The sequence below is a fragment of the Pseudomonas sp. TE9122 genome, from assembly GCF_056278925.1.
In genome coordinates this window covers 3773333-3791898 of sequence record NZ_JBWBQI010000001.1, presented here as the reverse complement: position 1 = coordinate 3791898, position 18566 = coordinate 3773333, and the positions used below count along the sequence as shown (strand labels likewise).

Annotated in this window: 16 protein-coding genes, 4 tRNA genes and 1 pseudogene; 12 read left to right on the top strand and 9 right to left on the bottom strand. The window is 60.2% G+C overall.

Annotation, left to right across the window (positions count from 1 at the left end; translation table 11 throughout):
- Positions 1–66 precede the first annotated feature (66 nt).
- Both ACZ9BE_RS17050 and ACZ9BE_RS17045 read left to right on the top strand, forming a co-directional pair.
- Positions 67–1107 carry an AI-2E family transporter gene (locus tag ACZ9BE_RS17050; RefSeq protein WP_056788161.1) on the top strand — a complete coding sequence of 347 codons (1041 nt, stop codon included), beginning with the start codon at positions 67–69 and terminating at the stop codon, positions 1105–1107.
- Positions 1108–1467: 360 nt separating this feature from the next.
- On the top strand, positions 1468–1620 hold the full coding sequence (locus ACZ9BE_RS17045) for a hypothetical protein (protein ID WP_476249723.1): 153 nt from the start codon (positions 1468–1470) through the stop codon (positions 1618–1620).
- Positions 1621–1773: 153 nt separating this feature from the next.
- On the opposite strand, the gene ACZ9BE_RS17040 is transcribed toward ACZ9BE_RS17045, so the two are convergent.
- Together ACZ9BE_RS17040 and ACZ9BE_RS17035 are read right to left on the bottom strand one after the other, a co-directional pair.
- Complete coding sequence (locus tag ACZ9BE_RS17040; protein ID WP_476249722.1) at positions 1774–2856, bottom strand: ATP-binding protein; 1083 nt, start codon at positions 2854–2856, stop codon at positions 1774–1776.
- Positions 2856–3605: a response regulator gene (locus ACZ9BE_RS17035; RefSeq protein ID WP_041479472.1), complete on the bottom strand. Its 750-nt coding sequence runs from the start codon at positions 3603–3605 to the stop codon at positions 2856–2858. Before ACZ9BE_RS17035 ends, ACZ9BE_RS17040 begins: the two co-directional genes overlap by 1 nt.
- Positions 3606–3867: 262 nt before the next feature.
- Here ACZ9BE_RS17035 and pyrF point away from each other — a divergent pair, with 262 nt between their 5' ends.
- A complete protein-coding gene (pyrF, locus tag ACZ9BE_RS17030; RefSeq protein ID WP_122746841.1) occupies positions 3868–4566 on the top strand; it encodes an orotidine-5'-phosphate decarboxylase in 699 nt (232 codons plus the stop codon).
- 126 nt (positions 4567–4692) lie between these two features.
- Here pyrF and ACZ9BE_RS17025 read toward each other — a convergent pair whose 3' ends face one another.
- Complete coding sequence (locus ACZ9BE_RS17025; RefSeq protein WP_041479470.1) at positions 4693–5697, bottom strand: NADP-dependent oxidoreductase; 1005 nt, start codon at positions 5695–5697, stop codon at positions 4693–4695.
- Between the two features lie 235 nt (positions 5698–5932).
- On the opposite strand from ACZ9BE_RS17025, the gene ACZ9BE_RS17020 reads away from it, so the two are divergent.
- The 4 genes and pseudogenes from ACZ9BE_RS17020 (at position 5933) to ACZ9BE_RS17005 (ending at position 10362) form a co-directional block, all read left to right on the top strand.
- The gene (locus ACZ9BE_RS17020) at positions 5933–6694 is read left to right on the top strand and encodes an SDR family oxidoreductase (RefSeq protein ID WP_460161188.1); all 762 of its coding nucleotides are present in this window, start codon (positions 5933–5935) and stop codon (positions 6692–6694) included.
- Between the two features lie 191 nt (positions 6695–6885).
- On the top strand, positions 6886–8286 hold the full coding sequence (locus ACZ9BE_RS17015) for an aminotransferase-like domain-containing protein (RefSeq protein WP_457262327.1): 1401 nt from the start codon (positions 6886–6888) through the stop codon (positions 8284–8286).
- A gap of 108 nt (positions 8287–8394) precedes the next feature.
- Positions 8395–9501: pseudogene (locus tag ACZ9BE_RS17010) on the top strand (HAMP domain-containing protein); the annotation flags it as partial.
- Positions 9481–10362 (top strand): methyl-accepting chemotaxis protein, encoded by an 882-nt coding sequence (locus ACZ9BE_RS17005; protein WP_372241007.1) that lies wholly within the window; start codon positions 9481–9483, stop codon positions 10360–10362. The pseudogene ACZ9BE_RS17010 and the gene ACZ9BE_RS17005, both read left to right, overlap by 21 nt.
- Positions 10363–10615: 253 nt before the next feature.
- Here ACZ9BE_RS17005 and ACZ9BE_RS17000 read toward each other — a convergent pair whose 3' ends face one another.
- Complete coding sequence (locus tag ACZ9BE_RS17000) at positions 10616–11374, bottom strand: hypothetical protein (RefSeq protein ID WP_039764159.1); 759 nt, start codon at positions 11372–11374, stop codon at positions 10616–10618.
- Between the two features lie 384 nt (positions 11375–11758).
- Here ACZ9BE_RS17000 and ACZ9BE_RS16995 point away from each other — a divergent pair.
- The 4 genes from ACZ9BE_RS16995 to ACZ9BE_RS16980 all read left to right on the top strand — a co-directional run bounded on the left by ACZ9BE_RS16995 (position 11759) and on the right by ACZ9BE_RS16980 (position 12171).
- Positions 11759–11834: transfer RNA gene (locus tag ACZ9BE_RS16995), tRNA-Glu, on the top strand.
- Positions 11835–11836: 2 nt separating this feature from the next.
- A tRNA-Gly gene (locus tag ACZ9BE_RS16990) sits at positions 11837–11912 on the top strand.
- 104 nt (positions 11913–12016) lie between these two features.
- Positions 12017–12092 (top strand) — tRNA-Glu (locus ACZ9BE_RS16985).
- 3 nt (positions 12093–12095) lie between these two features.
- Positions 12096–12171, top strand: a tRNA-Gly gene (locus ACZ9BE_RS16980).
- A 135-nt stretch (positions 12172–12306) separates the two neighbouring features.
- On the opposite strand, the gene ACZ9BE_RS16975 is transcribed toward ACZ9BE_RS16980, so the two are convergent.
- The 4 genes from ACZ9BE_RS16975 to ACZ9BE_RS16960 all read right to left on the bottom strand — a co-directional run bounded on the left by ACZ9BE_RS16975 (position 12307) and on the right by ACZ9BE_RS16960 (position 16361).
- Positions 12307–14046 (bottom strand): dipeptidase, encoded by a 1740-nt coding sequence (locus ACZ9BE_RS16975; RefSeq protein WP_476249721.1) that lies wholly within the window; start codon positions 14044–14046, stop codon positions 12307–12309.
- Between the two features lie 188 nt (positions 14047–14234).
- On the bottom strand, positions 14235–14873 hold the full coding sequence (locus ACZ9BE_RS16970) for a LysE family translocator (protein WP_042610677.1): 639 nt from the start codon (positions 14871–14873) through the stop codon (positions 14235–14237).
- A gap of 1 nt (position 14874) precedes the next feature.
- The gene (locus ACZ9BE_RS16965; protein ID WP_095181606.1) at positions 14875–15645 is read right to left on the bottom strand and encodes a 2OG-Fe(II) oxygenase; all 771 of its coding nucleotides are present in this window, start codon (positions 15643–15645) and stop codon (positions 14875–14877) included.
- Positions 15646–15734: 89 nt separating this feature from the next.
- Positions 15735–16361 carry an alanyl-tRNA editing protein gene (locus tag ACZ9BE_RS16960; RefSeq protein ID WP_252886651.1) on the bottom strand — a complete coding sequence of 209 codons (627 nt, stop codon included), beginning with the start codon at positions 16359–16361 and terminating at the stop codon, positions 15735–15737.
- A gap of 89 nt (positions 16362–16450) precedes the next feature.
- Here ACZ9BE_RS16960 and ACZ9BE_RS16955 point away from each other — a divergent pair, with 89 nt between their 5' ends.
- Positions 16451–17449: a LysR family transcriptional regulator gene (locus tag ACZ9BE_RS16955; protein ID WP_024013940.1), complete on the top strand. Its 999-nt coding sequence runs from the start codon at positions 16451–16453 to the stop codon at positions 17447–17449.
- 643 nt (positions 17450–18092) lie between these two features.
- Here the strand turns inward: ACZ9BE_RS16955 and ACZ9BE_RS16950 are convergent.
- Complete coding sequence (locus ACZ9BE_RS16950) at positions 18093–18500, bottom strand: PA2817 family protein (protein ID WP_252882497.1); 408 nt, start codon at positions 18498–18500, stop codon at positions 18093–18095.
- Positions 18501–18566 lie beyond the last annotated feature (66 nt).

Genomic DNA, 18566 nt, shown 5'->3' with positions numbered 1-18566 from the left:
GTGCCGGGCGAGCACGCACACAGTGTTCGCCTACTCTTTCGCTGACTGACTTTGCCGGGACTTCCCATGCTCAATAACGATCGCCTGCTGGTGCAGATTCTGCTGCTGGTGTTGTTTGGTGCCAGCCTTTGGGTGATGGCGCCGTTCTGGTCGGCGCTGTTCTGGGGCGCGGTGCTGGCGTTTGCCAGTTGGCCGCTGATGCGTTTGCTCACGCGCTGGCTCAATGGCCGCGAATCGCTGGCCGCGTTGATCCTGACACTGGGCTGGATGTTGCTGGTGGCGGCGCCACTGGTGTGGCTGGGTTTCAACCTCGCCGATCATGTGCGCGATGCCACGGCATTCATCAAGGATGTGCAGGTCGACGGTTTGCCGGAAGCACCGACCTGGCTTGGCAGCGTGCCTTTGATTGGTGAGCGGCTGGTGTCGATGTGGGACAGCATCGATCAACAGGGCGCGGCGTTGATGGTCTCGATCAAGCCGTATCTGGGGCAGGTCGGCAACTGGTTGCTGGCACGCAGCGCGCAGATCGGCGGGGGGATTCTCGAGCTGACGCTGAGTCTGGTGTTCGTGTTCTTTTTCTACCGTGACGGTCCGCGACTGGCGGCGTTTGTGCACAGTCTGCTGCAGCGCTTGATTGGTGATCGTGCTGGCTATTACATCGAACTTGTCGCCGGTACGGTGCAGCGGGTGGTCAACGGTGTGATTGGTACAGCGGCGGCGCAGGCAGTGCTGGCGTTGATCGGCTTTTTCATTGCCGGGGTTCCCGGGGCGCTGGTGCTGGGGATCGTCACGTTTCTGCTGAGTCTGATTCCGATGGGGCCACCGCTGGTGTGGGTGCCGGCCACGGCGTGGTTGGCGTGGAAGGGCGAGTACGGGATGGCGGTGTTTCTCGGGATCTGGGGGACGTTCATCATCAGTGGCGTGGACAACGTGCTCAAGCCGTATCTGATCAGCCGTGGCGGTAATCTGCCGTTGGTGATTGTGTTGCTCGGGGTGTTTGGCGGGTTGATTGCGTTTGGCTTTATCGGGTTGTTTATTGGGCCTACGTTGTTGGCTGTGGCTTATAGTCTTTTGACGGATTGGAGTAAGAGTCAGGCTCGGGTCTAGGGGGGGGCTTGGCGGCCTTTGGGCCGACCATGCTTGGGTTTGTTTGGTGTGAATATCCGAATGTTTCGCTGCGGCGGCTGGCGGTTCCGCCCTTACGGCGGGTCACCTTTTTCAAACGCCAAAAAGGTAACCCAAAAGGCTTGCTCCTGCGTTCGGCCCTCGCAGGCTCGGGTTCCTTCGCTGCGGGATCGATCTGGGCGCAGCGGCTCCGGTTTGCTTCGCTGCACCTACACTCGCTGTGTACGACTGCGTCGTACGGTCGCTGCGCTCCCACGCCCGGATCAATCCCTCCGCTCAGCCTTCCGACGTCGCCGGTGGATCAAGATCAAAAGCAGTACTCGAGCTTGCGCTCATTGTTGAGTGGGGCGGCTTCGCCGCGGGCAGCTGCGCTGCTTTGCTTTTGCTTTTGCTTTTGCTTTTGCTTTTGCTTTTGCTTTTGCTTTTGCTTTTGCTTTTGCTTTTGCTTTTGCTTTTGATTTTGTGGGAGCGAGCCTGCTCGCGAAGGCGGCCTGACAGCCGACCTGTTTCTTGAGGTTGTACCCAGTCCAAGTGTAGGAGTGAGCCTGCTCGCGATGACGTCCTCACTGCCAACCCATCGCCCTCTGAGATCACTCGATCCCCTGTGGGAGCTGGCTTGCCAGCGATAGCGCCCTCACAGCCAACCCATTATCCCGGATGAACACCACTCCAATGTGGGAGCGAGCACCGCGGCAACCGAACAATTGCGGTCAACCCGCCGCCCGGTGTGTCTTCCAGCGTCAATTGCCCACCCAACCGCTGCGCGGCTTCGCGGGCGATGGTCATGCCCAGCCCTACGCCGCCGGAGTTGCGATTACGCGATCCCTCCAGTCGATAGAACGGCTCAAAAACCGCTTCCCGCTGTTCTTCAGCAATACCCGGTCCGTGATCAATCACCCGAATCAGCAGTTCTTCGCGCTGTTCCAGCAGTTCAATCCGTGCCTGTCCGGCGTAGCGCAGGGCGTTGTCCAGCAGGTTGTTGATGCACGAGCGCAGCGCCATCGGTTGTACTGGCAAAGGCGCGCAGTGGCCGCTGACCTGTACATCGGCGCCCTGGTCCTGGGCGTTTTCGCTCAGCGATTCGACCAGCGCCTGCACGTCCAGCAACTGCAAGGCTTCGCTGGTGCGTTGTTCGTGCAGATAGGTGAGGGTGGCGTCGAGCATGCCGATCATGTCGTCCAGGTCCTGGCGCATCTGGCTTTGCAGCTTGTCGTCGCTGATGTTTTCCAGGCGCAGTTTCAGCCGTGACAGTGGCGTGCGCAGGTCGTGGGAGACGGCGCCGAGCATGCGCGCGCGTTGCTGGACCTGTTCGCGGATGCGCCGTTGCATGAGGTTGAAGGTGTGCGCCGCTTGCCGGGCTTCGCGCGGGCCGGATTCGTCGAGGGGGTCGCTGTCGAGGTCTTCGCTCAGGCGCTCGGCGGCGTCGCTCAGGCGCTGGATCGGCCGGGTGAGCAGTTTGGCGCCGTACCAGGCGGCGATCATCAGCGTGATGAATTGAAAGGTCAGCGGCACCACCGGGCCACCGAACCAGGGGCGCGCTTGCCTCGGTGGATAAGCGGCGTCGCGCATGGGCGGTTGGCCGTCGATGTTCGCTGAGAACTCGGGCGGTGGTGGGGGCGGAGGAGGGCCGTAGAGCCTGAACCAGGCGAAGGCCAGCAGGTGCGCCAGGACAATCGCCGCGAACAGCACCCCGAACAGGCGACCGAACAGGGTGTCCAAGCGCGCCTTCATCAGCCGATGTCCCGCGCGTCGAACAGGTAACCCTCGCCGCGCACGGTCTTGATCAACTGCGGGGCTTTCGGGTCGTCACCGAGTTTTTGCCGCAGGCGCGAGACCAGCAGGTCGATGCTGCGGTCGAAGGCTTCGATCGAGCGACCGCGAGCGGCGTCAAGCAGTTGTTCGCGGCTGAGCACGCGGCGCGGGCGTTCGATGAAGACCCAGAGCAGGCGGAATTCGGCGTTGGACAAGGGCACTACCAGGCCGTTGTCGGCGACCACTTGGCGCAGGACGCTGTTGAGGCGCCAGTTGTCGAAGCGAATGTTGGCGCGCTGGTCAGTGCGGTCGTCGCGCACGCGGCGCAGGATGGTCTGGATGCGGGCGACCAGTTCGCGTGGTTCGAACGGTTTGGCCATGTAATCGTCGGCGCCCAGTTCCAGGCCGATGATGCGGTCGGTGGGTTCGCAGCGGGCGGTGAGCATCAGGATCGGGATGTCCGATTCGGCGCGCAGCCAGCGACACAGCGACAGACCGTCTTCGCCGGGTAGCATCAGGTCGAGGACGATGACGTCGAAATGTTCGCCCTGCAGCGCCTGGCGCATCGCTGCGCCGTCGGTGACGCCGCTGGCGTGGATGTTGAAGCGGGCGAGGTAATCGATCATCAGCTCACGGATCGGCACGTCATCGTCGACGATCAGCGCGCGGATGCTCCAGCGCTTGTCGTCTTTGCTTTCATCCGTCACGGTTGTCGGGGCGTTGTGCATGGGGCTGTTCACTGCCAGGGGTGGTTTCAGCATAGGCGTCCGGCCGGGGGGCGGGAAGTGCTGTTGTAAGGACGTGTTGCGCCGGGCGAGGCTAACCCGGGTGCGTGTTGCCGGCGTGTCGGTTGTGTATCGGAGTCGACACAATAGCCGCGCCGGCTAAGCTGATAACCGCCAGCGCGACGATTTACCGATCATCGGGTGCCGCGCCGCCGCCGGTTCCGCTACAATGCGCGCCGTTTTCGACCAGCCTGAGAGCCCATCCATGTCCGCCTGCCAGACTCCTATCATCGTCGCCCTGGATTTCCCCACCCGTGACGCCGCACTGAAGCTGGCCGACCAGTTGGACCCGAAACTGTGCCGGGTCAAAGTGGGCAAGGAACTGTTCACCAGTTGCGCGGCGGAAATCGTCGGCACCCTGCGTGACAAGGGTTTTGAAGTGTTTCTGGATCTCAAATTCCACGACATCCCCAACACCACTGCGATGGCTGTGAAAGCCGCTGCCGAGATGGGTGTGTGGATGGTCAACGTGCACTGCTCGGGCGGTCTGCGCATGATGGCCGCCTGCCGTGAAGAGCTGGACAAGCGCAGTGGTCCGCAACCGTTGCTGATTGGTGTGACCGTGCTGACCAGCATGGAGCGCGAGGATCTGGCCGGTATCGGTCTGGATATCGAGCCGCAGGAACAAGTGCTGCGTCTGGCGGCACTGGCCGAGAAGGCCGGGATGGACGGTCTGGTGTGTTCGGCGCTGGAAGCGTCGGCGCTGAAAACCGCGCACCCGTCGCTGCAACTGGTGACGCCGGGGATTCGCCCGGCGGGCAGCGCGCAGGATGATCAACGGCGCATTCTGACCCCGCGTCAGGCGCTGGATGCCGGTTCCGATTATCTGGTGATCGGCCGTCCGATCAGCCAGGCGACAGATCCGGCGCAGGCGTTGGCCGCAGTCGTAGCCGAAATCGCCTAAAGCTTATTGAAGATCCAACTGTGGGAGCGAGCCTGCTCGCGAAAAGGGAGTGTCAGTCGGCATCATTATCGACTGATCCACCGCTTTCGCGAGCAGGCTCGCTCCCACATTGGTTTCAGGCTGGCCTTAAACCTTCAGAACCAACTTGCCAAAGTTCTCGCCGTTGAACAGTTTCATCAGCGTCTCGGGGAACGTCTCCAGCCCATCAACCACATCTTCCTTGCTCTTGAGCTGCCCGTTGGCCATCCAGCCGGCCATCTCCTGCGCGGCGCTGGCGAACTGCGCGGCGTAGTCCATCACCACAAAACCTTCCATGCGCGCGCGATTGACCAGCAGTGACAGGTAATTGGCCGGGCCTTTGACCGCTTCTTTATTGTTGTACTGGCTGATGGCGCCGCAGATCACCACCCGCGCTTTCATGTTCAAGCGGCTCAGCACCGCGTCGAGAATGTCGCCGCCGACGTTATCGAAATACACGTCCACGCCCTTCGGGCATTCGCGCTTCAGACCGGCCACGACGTCTTCGGCCTTGTAATCAATGGCGCCGTCGAAGCCCAATTCGTCGATGAGGAATTTGCACTTGTCGGCCCCGCCGGCAATGCCAACGACGCGGCAGCCTTTGATTTTGGCGATCTGCCCGGCCACGCTGCCCACCGCACCTGCGGCGCCGGACAGCACCACGGTGTCACCGGCTTTCGGTGCGCCTACGTCGAGCAAGGCGAAGTAGGCGGTCATGCCGGTCATGCCCAGTGCAGACAAATAGCGTGGCAATGGCGCGAGTTTCGGGTCGACCTTATAGAAGCCGCGCGGCTCGCCGAGGAAATAATCCTGCACACCCAGAGCGCCGTTGACGTAATCGCCGACGGCAAAGCCGGGATTGTTCGAGGCGATGACTTTTCCCACGCCCAGTGCGCGCATGACCTCACCGAGACCGACCGGCGGGATGTAGGACTTGCCTTCGTTCATCCAGCCACGCATGGCCGGGTCGAGGGACAGGTATTCGTTTTTCACCAGGATCTGTCCCGCCTGTGGCTCGCCGACCGGAACTTCCTGATAAGTGAAAGTCTCGCGGGTCGCGGCGCCCACCGGGCGTTTGGCGAGCAGGAACTGGCGATTGGTCTGGTTGGTCATGACAGGCACTCGAATGGAATGAAGCCTTGTTGATAGCTCTTCAACGCCGATGTCGCAAGGTTGGCTGATACGGCGAATGCGAGTCGATCCAGTGCAGTGATGGTTACGGGGCGGGTTTTATCACTGCGGCGCATGGGCCTGTAAACAGCGATTGCATAGTGCTGACGCGCTTTCGCTGCCCTTGGCTATGCTGCGACGCCAACATCTTCCAGTTTTTGCGTTCGAGGACATACCCATGAGCATGACGTTTTCCGGTCAGGTGGTTGTAATCACGGGGGCCGCCCACGGCATCGGCCGCGCGACAGCCCTGGCGTTTGCCGCCGAGGGCCTGAAAGTGGTGGTGGCTGACCTGGACGCGGCCGGCGGCGAAGGCACGGTGGCGCTGATTCGTACAGCCGGTGGCGAAGCGTCCTTCGTGCGCTGCGACGTGACATTGGAAAGCGATGTGAAAAATCTGATGGATGAGGTGATCAATACCTACGGTCGTCTCGACTATGCCTTCAACAACGCCGGGATCGAAATCGAGAAGGGCAAACTCGCCGACGGTACGCTGGACGAATTCGACGCGATCATGGGCGTCAACGTCAAAGGCGTCTGGCTGTGCATGAAGTATCAGTTGCCGCTGCTGTTGGCGCAGGGCGGTGGCGCGATCGTCAACACGGCGTCGGTGGCCGGGCTGGGTGCGGCGCCGAAGATGAGCATCTACGCGGCGTCGAAACATGCGGTGATCGGCCTGACCAAGTCGGCGGCGATCGAATACGCGAAGAAGAAAATCCGCGTCAACGCAGTGTGCCCGGCAGTGATCGATACGGACATGTTCCGCCGTGCCTATGAAGCCGACCCGAAGAAGGCCGAGTTCGCCAACGCCATGCACCCGGTCGGGCGCATTGGCAAGGTCGAGGAAATCGCCAGCGCGGTGCTGTATCTGTGCAGCGATGGCGCAACGTTCACCACTGGGCACTCATTGGCGGTGGACGGCGGCGTGACAGCGTTCTGAAAGTTGCCGAAATACAAAGAACCCGCCTGCGTGCGGGTTTTTTTGTACCTCGCGGTCGGTCCCTGTGAATACCGTTAAACAATGTGTATCAAACCGTTAGAACTGGCGCATTTGGCGGTGTTGTCGCACAGCCTCGGCGGTGCGGCTGTGATTTACTGCTGCCAGCAAAACTGACAGGAGTTTGCGAGCTCATGGAACTGAGAATTGACCGACAGGCAATGGTGCCGGTCGTGCAGCAGATCGTCGACGGAATGACTGACTGGATTGTGCAAAGCGGCATCCCGCCGGCCACCCGGTTACCCTCCGTACGGCAAATCGCCCGGGGGAATCTGCTCAGCCAGTCGTGCGTTGTCGAAGCCTGCGAGCGCCTGGTCTCGCAAGGCGTATTGACCACGCGCCAGGGCGCGGGATTCATCGTCGCGGCCTCGCCGGCATTGCGCGAAGCGGACTCGGAATGGGCAGCGTGCGAGGGCCGCCCCGCATGGCGTGATGAGGTGGACGCCGCAACGAGTCGCTTGATTTTGGGGCAAGGAGGCTTGCCGCCGAGTTGGCGTGAGCCCGACGACCTCAGCTACGCGCTGCGCGAGGTGGCACGCACCGACATGGCCAGCCTGTTCAACTACAGCTCGCCACTGGGCCTGCCAGCGCTGCGCGAGCAAATTGCCAAGCGTCTGAAACTGCTGAATATCGACGCCTGCAGTACCCGGCTGATGAGCACCAGCGGTGCCAGTCATGCGCTCGATCTGATCGTGCGCACCCTGTTCAAGGCTGGCGATTGCGTGGTGGTGGAAACGCCCGGTTATGCACCGTTGTTTGACCTGTTGCGTCTGCACGGCGTACAGATGCTCGAAGTTCGTCGTACGCCGAGCGGGCCGGACATCGACATGCTCGAGTCGGTGCTGCGTCAGTTTCGTCCCGGCGCCCTGTTCATCGGCAGTCATCACCACAATCCCACCGGCAGTTGCCTGACGCCTGCGGTGGCCCAGCGTATCGTGCAGTTGAGCAAGACCTACGACCTGCGCGTGATCGAAGATGACGTCTACGCTGATCTGCACACCGGCAACGGTACGCGGTTGGCGGCGCTGGACCATGGCGGCCGGGTCATTTATGTCGGCAGCTTTTCCAAGACACTGAGCAGTTCGTTGCGGATCGGCTTTGTCCTGGCGGACAGCGAGCTGCTGAAGCGCCTGGCGGAGGTCAAGATGATCAGCGGCCTGGGCTGTTCGAGGCTGGCCGAGGCGGTGCTGGCCAGGCTGATGGCGACCGGTGCGTATCGCAAACTGGTGCAGCGTCAGCGCCAGCGCTTGAATGCCGATCGCGCGGCGGCCTTGCAGGCCCTGGAAGATGCCGAGTGGGAAGTGTTCGGCAAGCCGGTTGGCGGGCTGTTCATCTGGGCGCGGGCACGCTTGCGCGACCAGACGTCGGTGCGCAGGCAGGCCCAGCACTGCGGGCTGGAGTTGTCAGCAGCGGACGCCTTCAGTCCCAGCGGTGAGTGCGGTGACTGGCAGCGCATCAATGTGGCCTGTGCCTGCGACCCACGGGCCCGGCAGTTTTTTCGCAATACTTGCGCGGATCGACCTCCAGCATTCTGAAAACGACGCGGGCGTAGCTTTTTGCCATTATTCCGACGCCAGAGTCTTGTGCTGGTTCGAGCCCGTTGCGAATCTTCGGCAACAGACTTTGGCAGGGGACTACGCGCAATGATTTCGGCCGTGCAAGGACGTTTTGCCAACCTCGGTATGGCGAAAAAACTGGGTATCGGATTTGTGCTGGTCTTGTTGCTGACTGCGTTGGTGGCGGCGATCGGCGTCTGGTCGCTGCAAACCATCAGTCTGCGTTTCGACGGCTTGAAGCAGATGTCCGCGCTCAACAGCGGCCTGCTCAAGGTGCGCCTGCTCGAGCAGGAATACGCCCTGCGCGGCAATCCGAAAACCGCCGATGCCTTGCGCGAAGGCGTCGATGGGCTGATCGTTCTTGCCGGCGAGCTCAAGGCACATTCCCCGGCCAATGTGCCGGTGATGAGCGATGTCGAGCAAGCGCTGGGCGCGTATCGCAAGGCCTTCGATGAATTCGTCTCGCTGAGCCAGGCCAAGGACCTCGCGCTGGAGATGGCCAGTTGGTCGGTGTCCAGCGTGGCCAATAACCTCGACGTGTTGCAGAGCGGCCTGGCCGATGATGGCGCCTACACGTTGAAAGACACCGAGGGCAAGGACGGCGCCCAGTTCATCGAACAGGCGAATCAGGTCAGTCAGGTCTCGCGACTGATGCTGCAAGCGATGAACGAGGCGCGCGTGCGGCTGGATCAAAGCCGCAAGGGCGATACCGAAAATGCCGGTCAGGGCAACATCGAGCAGGCCGCGCAAGCGCAGGAGCAGGCCGAGGCGCTGAAAACCACGGTCAAGGACGAGGGCTATCTGACGGTGCTCAACGAAGTGTCGGGGCATATCGCCGGATTCAACGAGAAACTGGCTGAATACACCGGTTTGCTGGCGCAAGAAAAAACGGTTTATGACCAACTGCATCAGCGCGCGGCGCAGGTGGTGGACCGGGTCAATCAGGCCTACGTCGCCGAAGATGCTTCGATGCAGGCGGAGCTGAAAAAGAACACTGTGTTGATCATTGGCTCTTCGGCGCTGGCCTTGTTGGTCGGATTGCTCGCCGCGTGGGTGATCACGCGCCTGATCGTGGCGCCGCTGCGCAGTGTGATTCGCGTGGCGCAGCAGATTGCTGCGGGTGATCTGACGGCGAAGGTCGAGGTGACGCGCCGCGATGAAATGGGGCAATTGATGTTGGCCATGCAGCAGATGGCTGCCGGTCTCGGCACGATTGTCAGCGGCTTGCAGGCCGGTATCGAGCGCTTGGCCGGTTCCGCGCAATCGCTGTCGGCAGTGACCGAGCAGACCAATCTGGAGGTCAACAGCCAGAAGGAGGAAACCGAGCAGGTCGCCACCGCCATGAACCAGATGACCGCCACGGTACATGACGTCGCGCGCAATGCCGAAGAGGCGGCGCTCGCGGCGCAGACGGCGGATGACAAGGTCGAGAGCGGCCAGCAGGTGGTGCGTCAAAGCATGGCGCGGATCGAGCAGTTGGCGGATTCAGCGACCTCGGCCAGTTCCAGCATCGAGAGCCTCAGCGCCGAAATTCAGAATATCGGCACGGTGCTGGAGGTGATCAAGAGCGTGGCCGAGCAGACCAATCTGTTGGCGCTGAACGCGGCAATCGAAGCCGCGCGGGCCGGGGAGCAGGGCAGGGGGTTTGCGGTGGTGGCCGATGAAGTGCGTGCGCTGGCACGGCGTACGCAGCAATCGACCGAGGAGATCGAACGCTTGGTCAGTGCCCTGCGCGCGGCGGCGCAGTCGTCGGTGCAGCAGATTCGCAGCAGTGGCGAACTGGTGAAGCTGGCGGTCAGTGATGCGTTGCAGACCGAGAGTGCGCTGGGGAGTATTGCCGCGGCGGTGTCGTTGATTCAGCAGATGAATCAGCAGATCGCGGCGGCGGCGGAGGAGCAGAGCTCGGTGGCGGAGGAGATCAACCGCAGTGTTACGCAGATTCGTGCGAGCGCGGATCACTCTTCCGTGGCGATGCGCGGGAATGCGGCTTCGAGTGTTGAGCTGGCGCAGTTGGGCGGCGAGTTGCGCTCGATGGTTGGGCATTTTCGGCTTTGAGCCTTGGCGGCCCTTGGGCCGACCAGGCTCTCGGCTTCGCCGCGTGGGGATGGCCCGGGTTTGCTTTTGCTGTTCTGTGGGAGCTGGCTTGCCAGCGAAGGCGGCCTGACAGCCGACCGATTTTTACCTGAGAACACTACTTCCCAATGTGGGAGCGAGCCTGCTCGCGAAAGCGGTCTTCAATTCACACCTCTTTCAAGTCGCCCACAAAAAAGCCACCAATAACGGTGGCTTCTCTTCCAGCATTCCCGCCTCAGTCGTAAATCACTTTTTTCTTCCAGTCCGCATCGGCTTCGACATCCTTCAAACCGGCGGTCAGTTGGTTTTCTTCACCTTCCACCGGGGCAATCTTGTCCATGACCTGGGCGTTCGCTCGGGCGAGGAGTTTTTCCAGGTATTGCAGTTGCTCCGCGTACATCTGCGGGTCCTGCTGTTTGCGCAGATATTGCACGCCGCGTTCGAAGGCGAGGCGGGCCTGGCCGGGTTGGTTTTGTTGCAGGGACTGTTGGCCGAGGTTGTTGAAGAATTCGATGTGCAGCAGCACGAGGATGTGGCGCACCTCGCGGATCCATTGTTTGGCTTCGTTCGGTGGCAGGAAGCCGTCGTGGGCGGCGCGGGTGATCTGGCCGTGCAGGGCTTCGAGGAGGAAGCGCACGTCTTTGGCTTTGGCTTCGGTCAGGATCGGCGCGGGCGGGTTGTTCACCGGGATCGATTCGCCTTGGGCAACGAGGGCGCTCAGTTCGGTGATGCGGGCCTTGGTGGTTGCGCTGGTCTTTTCCAGATTGAGCAGGCGCTGGCAGACGTTGAGTTCCAGGCGGGTCAGCAGCAACTTGAGCGCCGGGGTCATGAACTGGCCGGGGAAGGTTTCGGTCAGTTCGCCGCAGCGGCGCAGGCGGTCGTTGAGTTCGACTTTAGTGCGGGCCTTCTCCAGTTTGTTGTTTTCCACCACATGGTTCATGTAGCCAATGGCGATCAGAATTGCGATCCCGGCTACGACTAGCAGGGTGATCATGAGTGGTGTCACCGGTAAGACCTCTTTATAGGGTTCGCATGCGAGTGTAGTGGCTGGGCATTTAGGCGCCTAGCGCCGCTCGACGGGTTTGATCGGCTGCTGCAATCTGTATCGGCTGCCAGCGGTATAGATGAATGCTGGCGCTTGATGTGCAGATTGCCATCACTGTGCGGTGGACTATAACGTCTTGGCGAGTGGCGGAATATAGGCGTCAGGTTTCGGACGACGGAAAAGCCCTACGCGGCCCGTAATCCAGGTCGAAGTCATTGATTTAAATAAATTTATATCAGGGGGTTGACGACCCTTCAATCCATCCATAGAATGCGCGCCACTTGCAGCGTAAAGCACACAGCGAAACGCGGCAGGGAGTGAATGTTGTAGTGTGTCCCCTTCGTCTAGTGGCCTAGGACACCGCCCTTTCACGGCGGTAACAGGGGTTCGAGTCCCCTAGGGGACGCCAATGCGGGAATAGCTCAGTTGGTAGAGCACGACCTTGCCAAGGTCGGGGTCGCGAGTTCGAGTCTCGTTTCCCGCTCCAATTTTAAACAGCAGTGCTTTCGGGCGGTGCTGAGTGAAACCAGAACCAAATCTTCGGATGCGGATCTGGACACCGAAACACACACCATGTGTTCCGGGTAGCGTGTCCCCTTCGTCTAGTGGCCTAGGACACCGCCCTTTCACGGCGGTAACAGGGGTTCGAGTCCCCTAGGGGACGCCATTTGCGGGAATAGCTCAGTTGGTAGAGCACGACCTTGCCAAGGTCGGGGTCGCGAGTTCGAGTCTCGTTTCCCGCTCCAATTTCACAAAAACGCCGATCAGTGATGATCGGCGTTTTTGTTTGTGCGCGTTTTGTGGCGGCAATAAAAAAGGACCTTTCACAGGTCCTTTTTCATTTTGAGCCCGGTCATCGGTGACTGGGCTCAGGCAGGGCTTTACAGCTTCGGCAACTGCCCGACACGCCCCATCATTTCCGTGACGATCTGCAGATCCAGCAGGAACTGGTCGACGGTCTTGAACTCGCCATCGGTGTGGCCGGTGTATTTGGCCTCAGGTCGCGCCAGGCCGAATTGCACGCCGTTCGGCAATTCGTGAACCGAAGTCGCGCCAGCGGAAGTACCGAATTCCGACTTCATGCCGAGGTTTTCGCTGGCTACGGCAAGCAGCGCCTTGACCCACTCACCCTCGGGGTTGCGATACATCGGTTCAGCCACCGAGTAATCGAACGCCACGGCAACATGAGTCTTCTTGCTCCAGGCATCCAGTTTCTCAGCGATCTCAGCCTTGAGCTTTTCCGGGGATTTACCCTTCGGCACCCGCAGGTTCACCGCCAGTTTGAAGGCTTTGTCGTCCTCGCCGACATAGGTCAGCGAGGTGGTCAGTGGTCCCATGAACGAATCGGAGAAGCCCACGCCAAGCTTTTTGCCCAGATAATCCAGGCCCCAGTTGTCATCGGCATAACGTGCGGCATCGGTGAACTGGTTGTGCTTGAGCGCGACTTTGCCGTCCAGGCTGTTGATGAAGCTCAGCATCCGCGCGACCGGGTTGACGCCGGACTCTGGTTCGGAGGAGTGCGCAGAAACCCCCGTCACGGTCAGTTTGACGTCTTTGCCATCAACCTTTGCCGCGACTTCGAAGTCGCCGCCGTTGGCTTTGGCGTAGGCGTCGCCGGCTTTTTGCAGACTGGCGGCGAGCTCGGCAGGCTTGTCCGTTACCAGCGTGACCACCGAAGCGGACGGAATCTGGTTGGTCGCCTTGCCGCCGGTCATCGAAATGATTTCCGCGCCGTTGCCTTCGCCTTTGCGTTTGGCAAAGTTGGCCATGACGGTGCCGTAACCTTTTTCGGCGATCACTACCGGATAACCGCCGTCCAGCGCCATGTTGTAGTTCGGCGTCGGGTTGCGCTCGAAGTAATAGGGAATGGCGTCGCCGCTGGTTTCTTCGGTGGTGTCGACCAGCAGCTTGAAGTTACGCGCCAGTGGCAGTTTCTCGTCCTTGATCACTTTCATGGCGTACAGCGCCACGACGATCGCGTTCTTGTCATCCTCTGTGCCACGACCGTACATGCGATCGCCAATCAGCGTGACTTTGAACGGGTCGAGTTTGGTGCCATCTTTCAGCACCCAGTTTTCCGGCGTCACCGGCACCACATCGGCGTGGGCATGAATGCCAACGACTTCGTCGCCTTTGCCATCCAGAGAGATTTCGTAGACACGGTTATCGATGTTGCGGAATTTCAAACCGAAGGATTCGGCGAGTTTCTGGATCTCGCCGGCAATCTTGATGAATTCCGGGTTGTCGTGTTGCTCCACGCCGTCCTTGCGGAAGGTCGGGATCTCGACGAGTTGGCGCAGGGTTTCCAGCGCGGCCTTGCCATATTTCACGCGGGTATAAATGCCCAGCAGACGGTGAATTTCATTCTGCTGTTCGGCGTTCAGGGTCTTGTTGTCGAGGAAGGCGCTGATGGACGGGTTGAGGTTATCCGTCTTGGCCAGGTCGCTTTTCGCCAGGCTGCCAAGGAAGCTGCGGAAATCCGTCAAGCTCTTGCCGTCGAAGGATTTCAGGATCGCTGCGCTTTGCTCGGCAGTGATGTTGGCTTGTGCGGCGCTGGTAAACGTGGCGAGGCTGGCCATGACCAGAGTGGCGGCGGCCAGTTTTTTCAGGGAAAAGACCATGGAACAGGCATTCCTTTGCAAAGGATTGGGAAAGTATTTCTGTCGCTTGTGACAGAAACATTTTGTAAACCTAACACTGCGAGCGCTGGGAAAGGGAGTCGCAAACTTGATCTGTCGCACAGAAATGCAAAAGAGGCGCACAAATGAAAAAGTCCCGGCAGCTGATGCCGGGACTTTTTTTGTGTGAGTTACATCGACAGCATCAGGCGTCCGGCAAACAGAATCAGGATGACGCCCATGCTGCGCTCGAACCAGTGTCCAAGGCGCATGAACAGCAGGCGCACTTTATTGCTGGAGAAAAACAGCGCGACGATCACAAACCACAGCGCGTTGACGAAGCACATCCACAATCCGTAGAACGCCTGGATCTGCAGCGGTGTGCTGGCGCTGATGATCGTGGTGAAGATGGCCAGGAAAAACAGCGTGGCCTTGGGGTTGGTCGCGTTGGTCAGAAAACCGGTGCTGAATGCCTTGAACAGTGACTGTTCAACCAGCGGCTCATCGGCGTTTTTTTCGCCTTCGACGCTGCTTTTCGGTTTGCTGCGGATCAGGCTGACGCCCAGATAGAGGATGTACGCACCGCCGACCACTTTGGCCACAGTCAGCAGCCACGGCGTGGTGTGCATCAGGGCGCCGACGCCGAGCAGGGTATACAGCACGTGCACGGAAATCCCCGCGCCGATGCCCAGCGCAGTGCAGATGCCGACGAGGCGACCGAAGCGCACGCTTTGGCGGATGGTCACGGCGAAGTCCGGACCGGGCGCAACCACGGCGAGAAAGTGGATGGTGGCCAATGCGAGAAACTCGCCCAGGTAATTGGAAAGCATGTCAGCTCCAGAAAGTCAGAGGGGAAGCATTGCCGCGATAGCCGACAAAGAACGACAGGCTCAAGCGCGGATCCGCGACGCCCGGAGTTACCGAGTGCATGCGCCGCGAATTGAACATGATGAAATCGCCGGGCTGCGGTCGTACTTCGAGGGCGGGCGGCCCCAGCAGCGACGGCTCGATGCCGTAACTGTCGCCGCGCATTTCGTCGAATTGATCCGGGGTGATGTGGTCATTCCACATCTGCAAGGCGCCACCCTCGGCGGGCATGTTCAGGTAGACGTTGCAGGCAAATTGCGCCTCGAGACTGCGCGCCTGGAAACTGTCCGGGGCGTCTTTGGCGAAGATGTCGTGATGAGCAAGAAAGCACACGCCCGGTTTGACCACCCGCGACAAACCGACATACATCTTGCGCCCGTAGAGATTTTCCAGATGCGCGCCGGCAGGCCAGGACTCGTCGAGCATGCAGCGCAGAGTGTCGATGGGCGAGGAGTAGGGCGCGCAGCGCTGACGCAGTTCGTCGATGTTGCGGGTGGCGCGTTCGAAGTAATCCTCGATCAGCAGCGGCTGGTTTTCCGCCTCGTAAAAGGCCATGCCGATGCGGCCGATGCTCGGTGCGTTGATGTAGCCCTCAAAGCCCGGGGCGAGGATCTTGTCGCCAATTTCGATCGCCAGCGGCTCGGGCAGAAAGCGTTTGACGCGGATGGCGAGGACTTCTTCGTTGGCCAGTTTTTTTATGCACGTCTCATCGAGACGCTCGACGTCTAGCATCATTTTTTTAGGTCCATCTATCGATAGTCAACGGAACCGGCGAGTGCGGTTCCCCGGCGTCGGACGCTGCGCGATGGCAACGTCCGAAATGCTCAATCCACGCTGTAGTGGACGGACAGCGTGCCCTTCTTCTGTGAAAGGGACGCGATCGTGACTGTGCCCAGATCCTTCAGGCTTCGTACGTGGGTGCCACCGCAGCCATAGGCTGGCAGCTCACCGAAACTGATTTCCCGCGCGCCTTCGCGCAGCGAGGTCAGACGCGGCAGATCATGTTCGATCCACTGCTCGATACCGGTTTGCACGGTCGGCGCATCGACTTCTTCAGCGCTATCGCCCGGCTTGAATTGCACCCGACCTTCGTCCGGCCAGTGGTGCGCCTTGATCGGCATCCAGCCCATGGCCTGAATGAAATGACCGATCAGGTGCCCGGCCGAGTGCATGCGCGTATTGAAGCGGCGGCGCTCTTCATCGATACGGATGACGGTCATGCCCAGCGGCAGCGGGCGGTCGACGAAATGCACAATGCGCTCAGGTTCCTGTACCACGCGCGACACCCGGCTTTCACCGATCCAGCCGGTGTCGCAAGGCTGACCGCCGCCCTGCGGGTGAAACAGGGTAGCGCGCAGCACTACGGCGAATTCGTTCTCGTGGGGTGTGCAGTCGAGGACTTCGACATTCGCCTTGAGGTCGTCACTGTGAAAAAACAGGCGAAGCGTCATATTCCATGCCCTGATCGAAGTTCTGTTTTTATTATATGAATCGTGCAATAACGTGATAATCCATTCGAACATCAAAGGACTTGTGCGTCGTGAGCATCAATCTTCCGCTGCCGCTGCTGGGTGAAATGGCGATTTTCGTCAAGGTTGTCGAGACCGGCAGCTTCTCCGAAGCGGCGCGGCAGATGGGTTCCTCACCCTCGGCGGTCAGTCGCAGTATTTCCCGATTGGAAAAGGCGTTGGCCACGCGCTTGCTGCAACGCACCACGCGCAAACTGCGCTTGAGCGATGGCGGTGAGGAGGTGTTCAAGCGTTGCCAGGAAATGGTCAGCGCGGCCAGGTCGGTGATGGAAATAAGCGGTCAGTTCACCCACGAAGCCGAAGGCCTGGTGCGGGTCAGCGTGCCGAAAGCAGTGGGGCGTTTTGTGATTCATCCGCACATGCCGGAGTTTCTGCGCCGCTATCCCAAGGTTGATGTGGAGTTGTTGCTGGAAGATCGTCAGGTCGATCTGATCGATGATCATGTCGATCTGGCGATTCGCATCACTGATCGTCCACCGGCCGGTCTGGTCGGGCGGCAGTTGCTGACCATCGATCATTTGCTTTGCGCCACGCCGCAATACCTGGCCGAACATGGCACGCCGACGCATCCTCATGATTTGCTCAATCACAGTTGTATTTATCTTGGCGAAACACCGAGCGATGCGCGCTGGAAATTCAAGAAGGGCAGCAAGGCGGTGACGGTCGGCGTGCGTGGGCGCTATGCCGCCAATCACACGGGTGTGCGCTTGGGGGCGGTGTTGCAGCACATCGGGATTGGCAGTCTGCCGTATTTCACGGCGCGTTATGCGTTGGAGCAGAAGTTGATTGTGCAGGTGTTGCCGGACTGGACGTTTCTTGCCTCTTATCATGGTGGGTTGTGGTTGCTGCATTCGCCGACGCGGTATCTGCCGCCGAAATTGCGGGTGTTCATTGATTATCTGGTGGAGTGTTTGCAGAAGGAGCCGACGTTGGGTAGGCCCGGGAAATCTGCCGGTGGGAGCAATGCGGCTGTGGCGTATGAGCTGCCGGAGAGTGAGGGGTTGCTTTGAGGTTTTTTTTGGGGGGGCTTGGCGGCCTTTGGGCCGACCATGCTCTTGGGGTTTTGGATGTATATCCGTTTCTGCGGGTGTTGCGGATTACGGTTCCGCCCTTACGGCGGGTCACCTTTTTCAAACGCCAAAAAGGTAACCCAAAAGGCTTGCTCCTGCGTTCGGCCCTCGCAGGCTCGGGTTCCTTCGCTGCGGGATCGATCCGGGCGCAGCGGCTACGGTTTGCTTCGCTGCACCTCCTTCCGCTGTGTCTGGCTGCGCCAGACGGTCGCTGCGCTCCCACGCCCGGATCAATCCCTCCGCTCAGCCTTCCGACGTCGCCTGTGAATCAAGATCAAAAGCGGTACTCGAGCTTGCGCTCATTGTTTTGAGTGGTGAAAAGCGTGCAATTGGCTTGGGTTTTGTATTGGATTCGCCCCTCATCGGAACGCCGCCCGCCCAGCCCTATCCCGAGGGAGAGGGGGCCGGTTTGTAGGTTGTTCGTAATCTGCATTCGACTCGGTAATTCAGGTCGACGTACCTCATCCAAACAGCGCGGTCAGTCCCCTCTCCCTCCGGGAGAGGGCTAGGGTGAGGGGCTTTTGATCTTGAAAAAAGGCCCGCATGGAATCTCCATGCGGGCCTTTTCAGTAGTGTTCGAATATCAGTGCTTGCTGTCCTGCGCCGACATGGCCAGCAGTTGTTTTTCCTGGTTCCAGTCAAACGGTTCGTCGTTCTGTTCGGCTTCGTAGCGGCGTTCTTCGAGGGCCTGGTAGAGGTCGATTTCTTCGTCGGAGAGGTAGTGCAGGCAGTCGCCGGCGAAGAACCACAGCAGGTCGCGTGGGATCAGGTGGGCGATTTGCGGGTAGCGGGTGATGACTTGGGTGAGGATGTCCTGGCCCAGGTATTGGCTTTCGATAGGGTCGATAGGCAGGGAGGCCAGCAGTTCGTCGAAGCGCTCGAGGAACAGGGCATGGCTTTCTTCGGGTACTTGTTCGGCCTCACCTACGGCGACCAGGATACTGCGCAGGAGGTCGAGCAACACGAGATGATCGGCAACGACGTTGGACACGAGATAAGTCCTCAAGAGCAAAACGGGCGCGGGAGTATAAAGCCCTCGCGCCGTTTTTTCACATAA